The sequence below is a fragment of the Pantoea sp. X-Soil-MYKO-1785 genome (assembly GCF_059730675.1).
In genome coordinates this window covers 2,183,025-2,197,567 of the sequence record NZ_AP036000.1, presented here as the reverse complement: position 1 = coordinate 2,197,567, position 14,543 = coordinate 2,183,025, and the positions used below count along the sequence as shown (strand labels likewise).

At 50.9% G+C, this 14,543-nt stretch carries 28 protein-coding genes and 1 tRNA gene; 14 read left to right on the top strand and 15 right to left on the bottom strand.

Features of this window, described 5'->3' with window-relative positions; translation table 11 throughout:
* Positions 1-32: 32 nt before the first annotated feature.
* From AC6I8D_RS10470 to AC6I8D_RS10415, 12 genes are all read right to left on the bottom strand, one after another.
* Entirely contained in the window at positions 33-275 is a 243-nt protein-coding gene (locus AC6I8D_RS10470) for a hypothetical protein (protein ID WP_497820142.1), read from the bottom strand.
* Positions 262-594 (bottom strand): hypothetical protein, encoded by a 333-nt coding sequence (locus AC6I8D_RS10465; protein WP_497820141.1) that lies wholly within the window; start codon positions 592-594, stop codon positions 262-264. The genes AC6I8D_RS10470 and AC6I8D_RS10465 overlap by 14 nt, the downstream gene beginning before the upstream one ends.
* Positions 591-812, bottom strand: a complete 222-nt coding sequence (locus AC6I8D_RS10460) for a hypothetical protein (RefSeq protein ID WP_497820140.1) — start codon at positions 810-812, stop codon at positions 591-593. Before AC6I8D_RS10460 ends, AC6I8D_RS10465 begins: the two co-directional genes overlap by 4 nt.
* Positions 809-943 (bottom strand): hypothetical protein, encoded by a 135-nt coding sequence (locus tag AC6I8D_RS10455; RefSeq protein ID WP_497820139.1) that lies wholly within the window; start codon positions 941-943, stop codon positions 809-811. The genes AC6I8D_RS10460 and AC6I8D_RS10455 overlap by 4 nt, the downstream gene beginning before the upstream one ends.
* Positions 927-1,514, bottom strand: coding sequence for a hypothetical protein (locus AC6I8D_RS10450; RefSeq protein ID WP_497820138.1), 588 nt, complete (start codon positions 1,512-1,514; stop codon positions 927-929). The genes AC6I8D_RS10455 and AC6I8D_RS10450 overlap by 17 nt, the downstream gene beginning before the upstream one ends.
* On the bottom strand, positions 1,514-2,275 hold the full coding sequence (locus AC6I8D_RS10445) for an ORF6N domain-containing protein (protein WP_497820137.1): 762 nt from the start codon (positions 2,273-2,275) through the stop codon (positions 1,514-1,516). The genes AC6I8D_RS10450 and AC6I8D_RS10445 overlap by 1 nt, the downstream gene beginning before the upstream one ends.
* Before the next feature lie 11 nt (positions 2,276-2,286).
* A complete protein-coding gene (locus AC6I8D_RS10440) occupies positions 2,287-2,679 on the bottom strand; it encodes a hypothetical protein (RefSeq protein ID WP_497820136.1) in 393 nt (130 codons plus the stop codon).
* A complete protein-coding gene (locus AC6I8D_RS10435; RefSeq protein WP_497820135.1) occupies positions 2,676-2,897 on the bottom strand; it encodes a ParE family toxin-like protein in 222 nt (73 codons plus the stop codon). The genes AC6I8D_RS10440 and AC6I8D_RS10435 overlap by 4 nt, the downstream gene beginning before the upstream one ends.
* On the bottom strand, positions 2,894-3,238 hold the full coding sequence (locus AC6I8D_RS10430; protein ID WP_448309828.1) for a hypothetical protein: 345 nt from the start codon (positions 3,236-3,238) through the stop codon (positions 2,894-2,896). Before AC6I8D_RS10430 ends, AC6I8D_RS10435 begins: the two co-directional genes overlap by 4 nt.
* Complete coding sequence (locus tag AC6I8D_RS10425) at positions 3,222-3,440, bottom strand: hypothetical protein (protein ID WP_448309827.1); 219 nt, start codon at positions 3,438-3,440, stop codon at positions 3,222-3,224. The genes AC6I8D_RS10430 and AC6I8D_RS10425 overlap by 17 nt, the downstream gene beginning before the upstream one ends.
* Before the next feature lie 109 nt (positions 3,441-3,549).
* Positions 3,550-3,807: a hypothetical protein gene (locus tag AC6I8D_RS10420; RefSeq protein ID WP_179420096.1), complete on the bottom strand. Its 258-nt coding sequence runs from the start codon at positions 3,805-3,807 to the stop codon at positions 3,550-3,552.
* Positions 3,808-4,291: 484 nt separating this feature from the next.
* Positions 4,292-4,957, bottom strand: coding sequence for a LexA family protein (locus AC6I8D_RS10415; protein WP_497820672.1), 666 nt, complete (start codon positions 4,955-4,957; stop codon positions 4,292-4,294).
* Positions 4,958-5,062: 105 nt separating this feature from the next.
* On the opposite strand from AC6I8D_RS10415, the gene AC6I8D_RS10410 reads away from it, so the two are divergent.
* From AC6I8D_RS10410 to AC6I8D_RS10385, 6 genes are all read left to right on the top strand, one after another.
* On the top strand, positions 5,063-5,308 hold the full coding sequence (locus AC6I8D_RS10410) for a transcriptional regulator (RefSeq protein WP_089561472.1): 246 nt from the start codon (positions 5,063-5,065) through the stop codon (positions 5,306-5,308).
* Positions 5,309-5,347: 39 nt separating this feature from the next.
* A complete protein-coding gene (locus AC6I8D_RS10405) occupies positions 5,348-6,199 on the top strand; it encodes a helix-turn-helix domain-containing protein (protein ID WP_497820671.1) in 852 nt (283 codons plus the stop codon).
* The gene (locus tag AC6I8D_RS10400) at positions 6,196-7,077 is read left to right on the top strand and encodes an ATP-binding protein (RefSeq protein ID WP_497820134.1); all 882 of its coding nucleotides are present in this window, start codon (positions 6,196-6,198) and stop codon (positions 7,075-7,077) included. Before AC6I8D_RS10405 ends, AC6I8D_RS10400 begins: the two co-directional genes overlap by 4 nt.
* Complete coding sequence (locus tag AC6I8D_RS10395) at positions 7,074-8,447, top strand: replicative DNA helicase (protein WP_497820133.1); 1,374 nt, start codon at positions 7,074-7,076, stop codon at positions 8,445-8,447. Before AC6I8D_RS10400 ends, AC6I8D_RS10395 begins: the two co-directional genes overlap by 4 nt.
* The gene (locus AC6I8D_RS10390; RefSeq protein ID WP_497820132.1) at positions 8,444-9,223 is read left to right on the top strand and encodes an antitermination protein Q; all 780 of its coding nucleotides are present in this window, start codon (positions 8,444-8,446) and stop codon (positions 9,221-9,223) included. The genes AC6I8D_RS10395 and AC6I8D_RS10390 overlap by 4 nt, the downstream gene beginning before the upstream one ends.
* A gap of 115 nt (positions 9,224-9,338) precedes the next feature.
* Positions 9,339-9,413 (top strand) — tRNA-Asn (locus AC6I8D_RS10385).
* Positions 9,414-9,591: 178 nt separating this feature from the next.
* Here the strand turns inward: AC6I8D_RS10385 and AC6I8D_RS10380 are convergent.
* Positions 9,592-10,005, bottom strand: coding sequence for a YlcI/YnfO family protein (locus AC6I8D_RS10380; protein WP_497820131.1), 414 nt, complete (start codon positions 10,003-10,005; stop codon positions 9,592-9,594).
* Positions 10,006-10,050: 45 nt separating this feature from the next.
* Positions 10,051-10,233: a type II toxin-antitoxin system HicA family toxin gene (locus tag AC6I8D_RS10375; protein WP_124890676.1), complete on the bottom strand. Its 183-nt coding sequence runs from the start codon at positions 10,231-10,233 to the stop codon at positions 10,051-10,053.
* A 236-nt stretch (positions 10,234-10,469) separates the two neighbouring features.
* Between AC6I8D_RS10375 and AC6I8D_RS10370 the strand changes: the two genes are divergently transcribed.
* The 7 genes from AC6I8D_RS10370 (at position 10,470) to AC6I8D_RS10340 (ending at position 13,285) form a co-directional block, all read left to right on the top strand.
* Positions 10,470-10,901 carry a tellurite resistance TerB family protein gene (locus AC6I8D_RS10370; RefSeq protein WP_497820130.1) on the top strand — a complete coding sequence of 144 codons (432 nt, stop codon included), beginning with the start codon at positions 10,470-10,472 and terminating at the stop codon, positions 10,899-10,901.
* Positions 10,901-11,053 (top strand): DUF3927 family protein, encoded by a 153-nt coding sequence (locus AC6I8D_RS10365; protein ID WP_497820129.1) that lies wholly within the window; start codon positions 10,901-10,903, stop codon positions 11,051-11,053. The genes AC6I8D_RS10370 and AC6I8D_RS10365 overlap by 1 nt, the downstream gene beginning before the upstream one ends.
* Positions 11,054-11,233: 180 nt before the next feature.
* Positions 11,234-11,587 (top strand): phage holin, lambda family, encoded by a 354-nt coding sequence (locus AC6I8D_RS10360; protein WP_497820128.1) that lies wholly within the window; start codon positions 11,234-11,236, stop codon positions 11,585-11,587.
* Positions 11,571-12,203 carry a glycoside hydrolase family 19 protein gene (locus AC6I8D_RS10355; protein WP_497820127.1) on the top strand — a complete coding sequence of 211 codons (633 nt, stop codon included), beginning with the start codon at positions 11,571-11,573 and terminating at the stop codon, positions 12,201-12,203. Before AC6I8D_RS10360 ends, AC6I8D_RS10355 begins: the two co-directional genes overlap by 17 nt.
* The gene (locus AC6I8D_RS10350) at positions 12,191-12,628 is read left to right on the top strand and encodes an Rz lytic protein (RefSeq protein WP_497820126.1); all 438 of its coding nucleotides are present in this window, start codon (positions 12,191-12,193) and stop codon (positions 12,626-12,628) included. Before AC6I8D_RS10355 ends, AC6I8D_RS10350 begins: the two co-directional genes overlap by 13 nt.
* Complete coding sequence (lysC, locus tag AC6I8D_RS10345) at positions 12,543-12,782, top strand: Rz1-like lysis system protein LysC (protein WP_497820125.1); 240 nt, start codon at positions 12,543-12,545, stop codon at positions 12,780-12,782. The genes AC6I8D_RS10350 and lysC overlap by 86 nt, the downstream gene beginning before the upstream one ends.
* Positions 12,783-12,901: 119 nt before the next feature.
* Positions 12,902-13,285, top strand: coding sequence for a hypothetical protein (locus tag AC6I8D_RS10340; protein ID WP_497820124.1), 384 nt, complete (start codon positions 12,902-12,904; stop codon positions 13,283-13,285).
* A 132-nt stretch (positions 13,286-13,417) separates the two neighbouring features.
* Here the strand turns inward: AC6I8D_RS10340 and AC6I8D_RS10335 are convergent, their stop codons facing one another.
* A complete protein-coding gene (locus tag AC6I8D_RS10335) occupies positions 13,418-13,687 on the bottom strand; it encodes a hypothetical protein (protein ID WP_497820123.1) in 270 nt (89 codons plus the stop codon).
* A 224-nt stretch (positions 13,688-13,911) separates the two neighbouring features.
* Between AC6I8D_RS10335 and AC6I8D_RS10330 the strand changes: the two genes are divergently transcribed.
* On the top strand, positions 13,912-14,514 hold the full coding sequence (locus tag AC6I8D_RS10330; RefSeq protein ID WP_497820122.1) for a hypothetical protein: 603 nt from the start codon (positions 13,912-13,914) through the stop codon (positions 14,512-14,514).
* Positions 14,515-14,543: the final 29 nt, after the last annotated feature.

The window sequence follows — 14,543 nt, the reverse complement described above, 5'->3', positions numbered from 1 at the left end:
CATTGCGTAGAGAAGAGCATTGCACTTAGTCATCACACCGCACCTATCGCTTGCTGGACAATTTTGTAACCGCGCTTGCGTGGCTTCTTCTTCGGCTCAATCTTCACCGGCGCTACCTGCAGTGCTGGTGGCCGGGCAGGGCTTTGACCATTACGCATATAGCGCTTCTGGTTCATCTGCCACACGATTCGCTGTGTGTGGTCGCACCCGTCATCGATTTTGACGCTGGCCTGTACCAGCGCGTCGTTGAGGTCTGCCATTTCATGCTGCGTCATTGGTCAGTACCTTGTCGTAACCGGCAATCAGAAGATTGCTGGCGATGCTGTGTGCCGTTTTGTATGCGTGGAGCGCTTCTTCGATAATTTCATTCAGCTCACACCTGAGAATGTCGTCATAGCTTTTGGGCCAGACTGCCCATGGCAAATCGTTACCATCAAAACCGGCGATGATGTCCAGCGTCAGCGTTACGGCTTCTTCTACTGTACGGGCAGGCCGACGATAACCAGCAGCCCATACAGTATCGGTAACTTCGCTGGGGTCGGTACCTGCCGCTTTGATAACCTGCGCCAGTGAGAATACATTTGGCTGAGTCATTTAGCCGCCTCCCTTGTGGCCGCACGGTATGCACGCAGTCCACGTTTAACCGGTCCGCTGATTACCGTTTTACGGATGAAGATGCCTGACGTTCTGGCAATCACATCAGCGGAAAGAAGGGCAGCATCAACTGCCCGGGTGTGTTTGCGCAGCTCAAACAGGCTGCTGGTGATGGTCAGCGTTGCCACGGCACCGTGATCCTTAAATTCAAACTTCATCCAATCACCTCCCACAAAAATTGCAGCACCTGCTTTGTTCCCAGATACCCAATAATCAGGCCAGCAGTCAGCAGAGCCACGAACAGGATTACCGCAACGATGCCCTGGGCCATGTCACTCACTCTGTTCATCGAATGCCTGCTCCAGCTTCTCGAAGGTGTCATCCGTCATTGGCATGATGATCAGCAGTGGATTGCCGTACATATAGCTGAGGGTTTTGTCGAAGATAATCTGGCACGGCTTTCCCTTTCCCCATGACCTGATCTGCATTGGTACGAAGCTGGCAAACCGCCCAAACATCAGATGCGGCAGGGCGAGATATTTAGCCTGGAAAGTAGGGATCGTGTCGCATGGTTCCGGCTCGCCATCCAGCAGCTTTGACACGTCAGGGAAATCCACCTTGATGAATTCCACTTCGTTATGTCCTACCAGTGTTTCTTCTTCATCTACATGCGAGGCGATCCACTGACTGTTGACCAGCTGGAACAGAGTTCCTTCTGCTGAATCAGGGATTTCACCGTGGATAATGAACACACCTTCAGTTTTGACGGTGCATCCATGCTCCATCGAGACGTAGGCATGACCGTTAGTGGCCTGAATGTGCGTACTGGTGATGTTGACGCCCTGCAGGTAGCGGCGTTCTTCTTTCTGGTCAGCCACGCAGCACAGCGCGGCACGGAGCAGATCGGTATGAATGAACATTATTTAGCCTCCCAGCCGATGACCTGAAACAGCCCCATATTCGGATGGAACCATTTGGTGTTTCGCTGTTCCGCTTCGCTCATCATTCCGCGAAAAGTCGCCATGAAATCTGCCTCCAGAACGATCTTCATCGGGCGGGGTTGGCCTTCCGGTGTCATGATGGTGATCGTGTTGGTTGGAATGTCGTAGCTTTTAACCAGCGTCCGGCATTTGGCGTCAGTCATCCCGCATTTAACTCGCAGCACAGAGAATCCGGCCCAGCCCGAAGGAATTGAACCGCGCTTGATTTTCTCTACGGTCTCAGCAACCTCATCCACCTTACTTTCCACGTGGTTGATCCGGCGTTCCTGCTCGACATTGGCGAGCGCCATAGCAGCAATAATTTCATTCTGGGTTTTCGGCTGCATCTGAGCAGGGTGGAAATAGGCATTCTCCAGCTTGCCGAAAAAATCCCACGCTTCATCCGTGTCGACAATTTTTGACATGCGGGAAGCCCCACGCTCTGTATAAAACGCCATGCTCCTGACTTTGGATGAAATTTGTGCGTCAGGATTACTGACTCGCAAATCGGAGAGTTCCTCACCTGAAATGATGAAGTAGTGCTCACCTTCAACGAAGCGGTGTTTGTGTGCAGAAAGATTGGTGCGGATGTTAGTCGCTTCGGTACCGTAGCCCTCTGCAAGCGTTTCAGTTGAAACGACACGCTGACCGCGAAGGACTACTACCGGAAGCTGAGTATTATAAATGGTGACCGTTTTCATCGGCGCTTTCCTCAATAAGGTTTCTGGCTTAACAGTTGAGCGATATTTCTGGTGGCGGCGTCATAGTTTTTCTGCCACTTTGCGATTTCACGGCGGCGGGTCATCAGCTTCTGAACACGGCGATAGGTGCGGTGATGTGCGTTCCAGTACTGCTCGGTCAGTTCACCGCGCTTATGGACCATTGCTCCCAGAGTCTCGCTCCACGCCTGGCGGGTCTCGCTATGCGTCGGAATACCTGCTTTATCGAAGGTGCCGGTCACCATGAAATGCACCAGGTTATTAATCGCAGCGCTGCGGCTCAGAAAGCGCCGGCGGCGTCCGTGACGTGTCACAATATAAACAGGGGCTTCAACCTGGCAGAAAGCTTCTTCAGCACCGGCAAGAATTTTTGTCACTTGAATCATTTTCCATCCTTAGCGGAGTTGTACCGCTCATGCGTCATTAACTGCCAGTCTTTACCGCCGTTCTGCGAAAGCAGACGCCAGCGCGGGTTAACCTTCAGGCTCAGATAGCCGGTGCCACGGATGCGGCAGGGATAGATTCGGCGCTTGCGGTACTGAGCCAGCTTTCGTGTTGCCTGGCCGATCACCCATTCAGGAGCGCGGAGCGCTGTCAGCGTCATTTCACACCCCGCCGATCAAATGCCTGTTCGACCAGGTTGGAAACCAGCTCCTCCATAAACCCCTCACCGATGTGCGATAGCTTCCCGGATTTAATCTTCACGCAGTCGCCATACGTCTCGGCTATTTCCCGGTCAGCAGCTGCGGCAGGCGTTACTTTCCGCACTGCGGTTTCGAATAATTTAATAAGCGCTTTATTCAGTATTTCGGCATCCAGCTGCACGGTAGTGATTGAGCCGTCCGGTAATTTGGCGGTCGTCATCATCACGCCTGTTTTAGCGACTTTATTTGCAAGATAAATATTCACCAGGCGGGTGCGGTTAATTTCAACGAGGCTTGGCATTTTTTAATTCCTCTTCATCCTGTTTCTTCTCTTCTTCCATTAAGAAGATTCTGACTCTTGTAGCCATGCTGTAAGCAAGCCCAATTACGTTGTCATTAACTGGAAGACCAGTTCCGGTTCCTTTTTCATATAAAAGCTCAAGCAACGATGTTAGCTGGCCCGACAATTCAGACGCTTCGCAAATAATCATTTCAGACTTCATCACACCACCCCATAAGCAGCCTTGAGGAATAAAACAGCCAGATGCCACTGGCCACTGTCTCGCATTAGCAAAGCCTGACGAAACTTTTGTTTATTAATTGAAGGAGACATTAGCGGCCCGCCTCTACGTTTTTTTCTGTTCGTTCGACCATGAATGCCAATTCATGAATCAGAGAGTGGAATCGACCCGCAACGCTGGCATCCACGCGGGCCAGCGGGCTATGCAGCAACTCCAGGTATTCCCGCTGTAGCTGTTCGGCATACATCAGCGCCGCCTTTGAGGTGTCAGAAGAGTTAGAAATGCTAATTCCGGCAACTTCTTTGGTAGTGGAAATCTTGCTATCTGATAAAGCTATTACCTGACTCATAATTCACCTCAAAGATTATCTGGATGTGTTTAGACCCAGCGCGGGCGCTGTGTATATTTGCAATTAAATTAAAAGAATTGATTTCTGAATCGGGAGTTCTTAATAATATTCACGGCTTCCGGGCATGCTTCGGAAATTTCCTTAAAAAAGTCAACCAAGATAAAGTACTGGCCATCTCGCTTATAAAGCGCGTGCTCCATATTGTCATTTTGATCATATGAAGTGATGAGCTTGTTTTTAAAGTCACTCTCGCGGTCACTTGCGATGAATAAATAATTAATCGAGCTTTGCTGCTCTTTAAGTTTGGTGTGAATGCAAAAGATACTCATCTCTATGGCTCCATGTTTGCCGATGAGTTGAGAATACCCGTGGGTAATAAGTCTCGTCAATACCTATGGGTACAAATATTTTGGTTTTTATTTTATGTCTTTGATTACAGGTATAAAAAAACCCGCCGAGGCGGGTTAAATAATTTGGGGGGAAATCAGAGTTTCATGCGAGCTTCAACTGCTACACCGATAATCTTACAGTTCCCATCTATCGGGAGTAGCGGATAGGATGGATTGAGGGGTTTCAGGTAATGATCGCCACCATCAACTATGAGCTTTTTGAAGGTGGCCTCATTGGCATCTACCAGCTTTGCTAGCACCAGCGCACCATGGCACCACTCTTTTCCTGTATCAAAAAGCACCATCATACCTTCGGGAATGCTCAACCCTGACGGTGACGTCATCGAGTCGCCTTTAATCTTGAGCCAAAAGCCTTCACCCTCTACATGTGCATCTGATTCACACCATTCTTCAACGTCATCAAGGCTATATGGTTCTAATGCCTCAGCCCATGCTCCTGCGCTAACCCAACTAATCACGGGATATTTCTTCCTTAAAATTGGTTGCTGCATTAGTTCAACATTAGAATTCTCTGATGCAATCCCATCCATCCAGCCTCTAGGAAGTTTGAAAGACTTTTCAATAACTTCCATCATATCGTCAGCAATTCTTTTTCTGCCTGACTTACCCTCCGGCCATAACATTCTTGATACATAAGAAGGTTCTCGATCGATTTTACGAGCGAGTTCTGATGCGTTGCCATTGCAAAAGTCATCCCGCAACTGGATGAGTCGTAAACGACGTTTTTCGTATTTGTCCATGCCTGCCATTTTAATCTTTGTTACCTGTCGGTAAATGCCCTGTGGGTATTGATTATCCTGTTACCTATGGGTAATATCAATGCTGATATTTATACAGGGGGCATCATGAAAACCTTAAACGCCTTTATGTCTGAGCTTTCGCCAGAAGAAAAAAAGCAATTCGCAATCAAGTGTGGAACAACCATCAATTATCTCCGCAAGGTCATGAGCACCGGAAAGCCGATCGGACCTGAGCTGTGTGCGCAGATTGAGGTTCACAGCGGCGGACAAGTAACCCGAAAGTCACTACGCCCGTCCAACTGGAGCAAGATTTGGCCTGAGCTTGAGGTGTCCGACCGTGCAGCCCAGTAAATCATTGCATCAGCTTCTTCGGAGGGTTTCAGAATGAGTATGGAATTGATGGTAAAAGCCATGAAGCTGAAAGTCGGCAATCCGCTACGCAAACTGGTTCTTCTGAAACTGGCCGATAACGCTAACGACCAGGGTGAATGCTGGCCGTCATATCAGCACATCGCTGACCAGTGTGAAATCGGAAGATCGACTGTTAAAGGTCATGTTCGTGCACTGGAAGAAATGGGGATGCTACGCCGGGAATATCGGCGCAAGGGCGAGCTGAATCAGTCCAATTTATTTCATTTGCGCCTTGATGAAAAAGAATACAAGCAGCCTTCAAAGGGTGGGGCAGGAGCTGACCTAGGTCAGCAGGTGACTGAGGTGGGGCAGGAGCTGACCGAGGGTGGGGCAGGAGCTGACCTAGGGGGTGGGGCAGGAGCTGACCCCAGAATCAGTCACTCTTTAGAACCAGTCATTGAACCAGTCAATGAATCTAAATCTATTGGCACATCGGCTAAAGCCGCTGAGCCGTCACGTAATGCTAAGCAGGATTACTCATCTGAATTTGAAGAAGCCTGGCAGGCATATCCGAAGCGTGCTGGTGGCAATCCTAAGCCTTCAGCATGGAAGAGCTGGTCTGCCCGCATCCGTGAAGGCGTTAAACCCGCTGACATGCTGGCAGGCGTACAGCGATATGCGGCCTACATCACTGCAACAGGCAAAGCAAATAGCGAGTACGTGAAGCAGGCAGCGACGTTCTTTGGTCCTGATCACCACTTTGCTGAAAGCTGGGTTGCACCCGCCAGCTCGCAGCGCAATTCGCCAGCACAGAGCCGCCATAGCGGATTCTCAGAGCGCGACTACGGCACCACCACCAAACCATCCTGGGCAAAAGGAGCAGCAGAATGAGCTATGTACCTACACAGCGCGGCGCAAATATTCAGTCACTGAAAACCACTATCTCAGCGCTTCAGGAAGAATTGAGCTTTGCTGGTGGCAAGGTCTCTATGCTGGACCGCTGCTTTGACCGACAGGAAACTGTTGCCGGCATCTGTGAGACGCACGGTAATTTTCAGCAGCAGCGCATCTGGACTGAATACAGTGGTCGCGTGGCTGAAAAGTTTTCCCGCTGCCCGAAATGCATTGCCTCAGAGCTGGAAGCCGCACAGAACAAATTGCGTGCTATCCAGACCGAAATGCTGACCGAGCGTGCGAACATCCCTGAGCGGTTCGCGGCCTGCAGCTTCGAAAACTATCAGGCCGTGAACAAATCCGCTCAAAACAATCTGTCGATCCTTCGTGACTACGCCAGTGCGTGGCCGCAGATGCTCGACGCCGGTACCAGCCTCATTTTGACCGGCAGGCCGGGCACCGGTAAAAACCATCTGGCAGTGGCGCTGGCGAAAAACATCATTGAGCAGCATCAGGCAACAGTGTTGCTGACCTCCGTGATGCGCATCATCCGCGCCGTCCGTAGTACCTGGGATAAGGGCAGTGAACGCAGCGAAGAGGACGTGATCGCTCTGTACACCGGCATGGACCTGCTGATTATCGATGAGGTAGGTATTCAGTACGGTTCAGAGTCAGAGATGATCATCCTGTTCGACATCCTGAACACCCGCTATGAACGCATGCTGCCAACCGTGCTCATCAGCAATCTGGCGCTGCCTCAGATTTCCCAGGTTATCGGTGACCGCCTGACAGACCGCATGGTTGAGGGGGGCGGGGCAACGCTGGTATTTGACTGGCCCAGCTATCGCAGCCAGAAGGGAGCGCCGGCAGTATGAGTGATGCACAGTGGCGGGATCAGGATATGGAAGCGGCCGTACTGGGGGCGATGTTCCTGCGCGGCGCTGAAGCTGAGGTGATGGAGGTCATCAGCTCGCTGCCGGACTCTGCGTTTAACTTTCCTCAGTACCGGGATATCTACCGGGCGATCACTGTACAGGCACGCGGCAAAGGTGTTATCGACCCGATCCTGATTGGTGAGCAACTTCCTCAGCACCAGGCGCTTATTGATGAGACCGGCCGGATTGCGTGGGCAAGGTCTTCACTCAAGTCCTACTCACAGCAACTGGTTCGCAACGCAGCGCTTCGTGATGCTTTTCAGGCACTATCTGTTGCCCTTAACAGCCTCCAGAAAGCACCTAACAGCGATGCGGGGATTCGCATTCTGGAAGAGGTGAAAGCGGCTGTAGGAGCGATACAGACGGAATCCGATGCAATCCGTCCCGTTTCAATCGATGAACTTCTTCCAACCATCATCAACCGAATTGATGAGCGGATGGCGTCCGACAGTGCCGGCCGTTCGGTTATGACCGGGATCGAGGAGCTGGACGAGGTCACCGGCGGCTTTGACCAGACCGACCTGATCCTGCTGGCGGCGAGGCCATCGATGGGTAAAACGGAAATGATTCTGGATATCACCGAAAACCTGACCGCCAGCGGCGCTGGGGTGCTGTTCTTCAGCATGGAAATGAGCGACATCCAGATCGCAGAGCGTCACGTTGCAGCGGCGGGCGGTATCTCAGCCTCACGCCTCAAGTCACCGGACAAGCTGAAAGACGAAGACTGGGCGCGAATCAGCAACGGGATCGGGCAGATGACCGGGCGCAATATCTGGATCGTCGACGCCAACAACCTGACTGTTGACCAGATTCAGCACATCGCTACCCGCCACATTCAGCAGCACCCGGAGACCGCGCTGGTGGCTATCGACTACCTGCGCCTGATTAAGCTGCAGAGCGCAAGCCGTCACGATCTGGCAGTGGGCGAGGTATCAAAGGGGCTGAAATCCCTGGCTAAGGCTAACCGGGTGCCTGTAGTGGCACTCAGCCAGCTTTCTCGCAGCGTGGAGAGTCGCCCGAACAAACGTCCGGTAAACGCTGACCTTAAGGACTCAGGCGAAATCGAAGCCGACGCTGACATCATCATGATGTTGTACCGGGATGAGGTTTATAACCCGGAGTCGCCAGCCGCGGGCATTGCTGAAATCAACATCACCAAGAACCGTAACGGGCCACTGGGTACCGTTTATCGCCGGTTCTGGAACGGCCATTTCCACCATATCGACCAGGCAGAAGCCCGAGTCCGCAGCACGGAACGGGAAGAATCACACACTGGCAATAAGCGTTATTCGAAGGGGCGTGCAGCGTGAAAATTGAATCAGCATTGAAGTATTTCAATCCGAAAAGCCAGAGCTTCACCGACTCTTCGCGCGCAACAGGAAGCGAATCACTGACCGGAACCGATCTGATGGGTGCCATCGGATTCTGCCAGTCAAAATCGCCTTTCGGCATTTCTGCAGTGATGGCAAAGACGGGCAACAGTGAGCAGGACACCATCAGGACAGTTCAGCAGCTGATGCAGTACGCTAACCGCAACGCGCCAAAGCTGCTCCGTAAAGCGGCTGGTCCAAAGCTGGGAAGCTGTCTGGTAATTCTGTCGAAGCTGGCCTTTGATGAGTATGTACGTTCTGCCGCTACAACAGAGTCATGCGAGCACTGCAACGGCACCGGATTCATCGAATCAGAAACGGAAGTAGTTAAGTACGCTGGGAAATTCAGCGCGTCAGGTGAGCAGGTGATTGCGCCCCGCACGGAAATGCAGATAGTGCGGGCGAAATGCCAGCATTGCGATGGGAAGGGGCGCATTTCATCGCGCTGTCGCTGTAATGGAACAGGCCGGGTGCGGGATTTGGCGGAATCAGCCCGCCGGGGAGCGCCGGTCGATAAAGAGTGTGAGCGCTGCACCGGCCGTGGTTATCGCCGGATGCCATCGAGCACTGCATTCAGGGCCATTAATGTGCTGGTTCCGGATCTCACTCAATCATCATGGTCGCGTAACTGGAAGCCATTCTTTGAAAAGCTGGTAGCTAAGTGTGAGATCGAGGAAAGTCATGCTGATGCAATGTTCAGAAAGGTAACAAAATAATTGACTTTGCATAAAACTGGCGTATTCTAGCCAAATAGTGGGATATTTATACGCATACGCCACTAAATAAATTCTAAACCTCGCTTCGGCGGGGTTTTTTTATGTCTCATATTCAGGGTGAGAAGCACAGAGGTTGTGCGTTCGGCTGTTAACCGATTGGTCGCAGGTTCGAATCCTGCCTTGCCCGCCACATATGCAAACTTAGCTGAGAAGGATTAGCGCTTCCCTGAAGAGGTTGAGAGGGTGGATCGTTACCACCAGTTTGCACCAGATTATCCCTGTGGTTGACGAGCCAGGCACTTACCGCGTTTGCGTCAGGGATAATAAAAAAGGCCGCTATGTGCGGCCTGAGACGAAGGAAGAGAGAGTTAGCGGTGAGACAGCTCTTTGCGTGCGGCTTCTGCAATAAACTGGCTGCGGCTGGTATAGCGGGAGTCCTGTCCCACAGCCCTGTCGATCTTCTCAATCAGTAGGTGCGGCATGGTGATGTTGATCCTCTCTGACTTGCCGAGATATTTGGTGATATCGATATCAACGCAGATCATCACTACCTTCAGGCCGCTCTCTCCGTAATCACCTGAATCGATATCGGGTATATCGTTCGCTTCAGGAATGGAAAGACCCTTTTCGGCCATCAGCTCAAAGTGAGCGTTAAGCGCCGACTCAGCATCCTGCAGTGCTTCACGCATATTATCGCCTGCGAAAATGCAGCCGGTAATGCCGGGAAAGTAACCGCTGGCTGTTTTGTCTTGGTCGATTTCAACGACGCCGTAATACAACATGCATTCACCTCACGCATAAAGAGCGCCCTTGCGGGCGGCTCCTGATTATTTAAGTTTCGCATCCTTCATGATTTGGTGAGCTGTACCAGTCTTCAAATCTTTCTTAGGGTGCGGAACCGTTACTATGTTAGTGAAATCCGGGTGGCTGAACTGGTGATGACTTCCTTTCACTCTGTCTAGTTGCCAGCCATTTTTCTCTAACAGCTTTATCAGTTCCGAACTTTTCAATCTTCCTCCGTCTCGTTAACTGATGAGACAAGTATACACACCATACACACTATGTGCAATAAACAGTATGTATGATGTGTATTTATTTTTTGCGTAACATATTCATCAGGCGTCACGCTCGACGCATTTCAACCACAGAGCCTTTCGGAAGGTGAGCCAGAGTGATGGTCGGTGTGACTATCTCTGTGGGCTGACCATTTCTGAGCGCTGGCTCACCCCCTAAAAGGAAAGTCACTATGTTCGGTATGTTCAAAAAGAATGCCCGTCGTGCTGTCAGCGATATCAAAAAGTTTGAGAAGCGCGATCTGGCACAGGCTGTAGTAAACGCTGCTTATCTGGTGGCCTATGCCGATGGGGAGTGTGAGCCGTCTGAGAAAGCAAAGATTGAGCAGGTATTGCGCTCAAACCCGACGCTTTCGGCATTCAGCAGTGAAATCAACGATATCTCTACTCGCATCATTGCCCAACTGGACACTGATATTCGTATTGGTCGTCGTGCTGCCTTGCGTGAAATCGAAGATGTAAAAGGCGATCAGCGTGAATGTGAAGACGTACTTGATGTGGCAGTAACAATCGCAATGGCTGATGGCGAGCTGGAGCCGGAAGAGCAGAAGGTTCTGGAGCAAATCGCCAATGTTCTCGGTCTGCGTCTGGAAAATCATCTCTGATGGCCCGACTGCGGTGGCTGGCAATTGCCGTTCTGCTGTTCCTGGTTATCGCCATCGATTTCACCAGCCGGATGATGTCAGTAATTGCGGATGGCGCAATCATCTGTGTAGTGACTGCTCTTCTCTGGCCTCTGGTTAAAGCAAACAAATAGCTTTCTGCAAAAGGCATCTTTGGGTGCCTTTGACAGAAAGAATTCAAATGATCCGGCATACCCGGACTTCTTCTGGCGTCCTCCCGAAACTTTGAGATTTCCCCGTTGCTGTAGGGGAGGCACGCCATTTTTCTATGACTACGAACGGCACCGACCATTAGGGAGGTGAGGATGAAACGAATGCCAGAAAAAGATCCGGGCTTCTGGGCAAGCCTACTTGCCTGGCTATATGCCCACAAAAATGAATCCGGTTATGCCGGGCTGGCAGGCGTGATGGCCATTCTTCGCGCCACTTATATCGGCAAAGACACATGGCCCCGTCGCCTGCTCGATGCAGCGATGTGCAGCGTCTTTGCCTTTTTTCTCCAGCCGACGCTGCAGGTGATTGGCTCGGTCTTTAACTGGAACTTCAGCGACGACACAACGCGTGTGGTTGCGGTGTTTCTCGGCTTCCTTGGCGTGGACTGGCTTTCTTCAAAGCTGCGCCGGTTGATTGATAAGCGGTTAGGAGACAGCAATGCTGACAGCCAGTGACTTTCAGAAGGCAACCGGCGTCAGTAACGCGCTGCGTGATACCTGGTATCCCCATATCGCCGCTGCGATGATTAAGTTTGGGATCACCACCGCGCTGAGGCAATCTCACTTTCTGGCACAAACCGGCCATGAGTCTGCCGGGTTCCAGAAGCTGGAAGAAGGGCTGAATTACAGCGAGGGCGCGCTTAAGTCGATGTTTGGCAAACGTATCAGCGTAGAGCAGGCGCGAATGTACGGGCGTAACAGTCAGCACCCGGCAAACCAGAAGATGATCGCCAGCATTATCTATGCCAGCCGGAACGGTAATGGTAATGCGCAGTCAGGAGATGGCTACCGCTATCGCGGACGCGGGCTGATTCAGATAACCGGAAAAAGCAATTATGCGGCGCTGGTGGATGCGCTGGAAGCCGATGTTGTCGCAAAACCTGAGCTACTGACGGGCTATCAGATGGCGGCCGCATCAGCGGCTGCATGGTGGAAGGCTCACGGACTTAATGAGATTGCAGACTCTGATGATGTTACCCGCATCACCAGAATTATTAACGGTGGCACCAATGGTCTTGAAGATCGGAAATCCCGCTTAATCAAAGCTAAGGGGATTCTATGTTCAACGTAATCGGCTTTATCCGAAATTATTCGCATCTCATCATCATCGGCCTTATCTGCGTCTGCCTGTGGGGGCTTAACGCCCGTAATTCACAGCTGAGCGCCACTAATGACCGGCTGGAGCAGCTGGCAAACAGTAAAGACAGTCAGATAAACGATCTGCGCTCCAAAAACGATGACCTGGCCGCCAGCGTAAATGACCTGGTCAAAGCAGTTAACCAGCAGAATGCGGTGATGACACAGGTTACCGAGCAACGCGCAGTGACGGCACAGCAGAACCGGAAACTACAGAATGAAATCAAACGTTATCTTGCGGCGGATAAGTGCGCTGTTGCTCCTGTTCCCCCTGATGCTGTTGACCGGTTGCGGGACGCAGCAAAAGCCGCCGGTGGAGTACCGGACAGTAAAGCAGCCCCGGTTAAACCTGCCGGCTGAACTGACCAGCCAGATTGAAGCGCCGCAGCCGCCGGCGCTCATGACGTTCGGTGACAGCGTGGCGTTAAATGCAGAGCTTTATGGCGTGCTGGGGCAGTGCAATATCGACCGGGCAGCCATTCGGCGCATCGAATCATCCAGACCCCAGCAGTAGTAGGCAAACAAAATGAAGAATCTCATTGAAATGGCTAAAGGCATTGCATTGTCATCGTTCATTGTCTTTGTCCTCATGATGATTGCTGAAGGGTTTAAGTAACCAGAACAAGGGAAAACATGAACGAACAAGCCAATAAAATTCTTGCTGACCTGTTGCAGAAGGCCAGTAACGGCATTGATGCCGCCGTGTCATTCAGTCAGGCTCAGATTCCGGATGTGGTACATCAGCTACTGGTGTGGAACTTCGCAGTGAGCATCATCTTCAGCTTTTTTGGTGCAGCTTTATTTGTGGCTGCGCAATATGGCACGTGGAGAGGGATTAAATATCTTCGCAAAGAATGGGCGGGAGATGATTTTATTCAGCATCCCGAGGCTATTTTCCTGCTTATGCTTTGGCTGATTACCCTGATTCCGCTTGGATGGCTGAACCTGACGTGGTTAAAAATCTGGCTGGCACCAAAGCTCTACCTCATCGAATACGCCGCTCACTTGGTTAAGTGACCATCACAAGGCGCATTTGCGAGTGCGCCTGATGATGAATCTCTCCGACAAGGGATAGCGGTTAGCCACGCTGTGAAGCGCTGCGAAGCTGAAAGAAAAAGCCGCTGATTAGCGGCTTCTAAAACATCACTATTAGGCATTTGCGTTAGCGATTAAATCAATGCCGCTACTGTTTATACGCGTCTGATGAGCGCTGACCGTCCAGCCAGGAGTATAAGGGTCGTACTTCATTTCAGTCTCAATCAGGCCTTTCTCATATAGATACAGCAGATGAGCATCGAGAGTTACATCGTCTCCGATTTCTTCAACAAGCTCACGATAACCGTCCGACTCAAGCATGAGGGGGTAAACGCTTTCTAACTTATCAAGTATCGTTTTGATATGGTGCTTGGATAGCTTCATTTTTATTTCCTTTAATTGGCTGTGTGAGATGCGAAGGCATCGGCACAAATATACATAAATTACATTTGAGTAAAAGTCATTAATCTTGCTCGGGATGGAGTAATTTATTTTGTGCTGAAAACTGCATTCACTGAGTTCAACTTTCAGCATAAACACAATGAATCATCGGCTGGTGGTCTCACCATTGCCGAGGGTTAAACACATCCAGCCAGCAGGAAACTCTGATGACTTCCAGTTTACCAATGGGCGGTTGCCCTGAATTTGACAGAAAGGTTGGAATCACCATCTCCGGGCTTGAGCAATGGAAAGATGGCATTGTCTCTGGTGCTACAGCAAATGTAGAGATCATTCAGGACGGAAAGGTAATTCACAGTGAAGCGTTCTCAGGTAAAGCGACGCATCAGTTCACACGCGTTGTAGTGGTGAAAGCAACATATGGTGAGTTAGTCGCAGTTCATAACCGGCCAGACCTGCCTAACCTTAAAGTTACAGCAGATTTCGTTTCTGAACAGCAGCCGTTTATGTTTAACAACGGGCAAGCATTCATCAATGAGGCGCTGCTTTCTGGCACTAAAACATACAAATTGAATACCTGCATCAAGGTCAATTCTGACAAAGCGGACACCTATGCTGATAAAATTCGTGAGATTGTTTCCCGTTATCTGACAGGCGAAGCCACTCAGTATGAAGATGAACTGGTGGGTGAGCTGAAATCATTTATTGAGAAAGAAAGCGCCTACACCAAGCTTGCAACACTTATCAGCGAGCAAGTTCGCCAGCGCATCAAGGCAGAAAGCCAGCCAGGCGGCTTACTTCACAAACGATGACCTCCTTCGGGAGGTTTTTTTATGGGGTC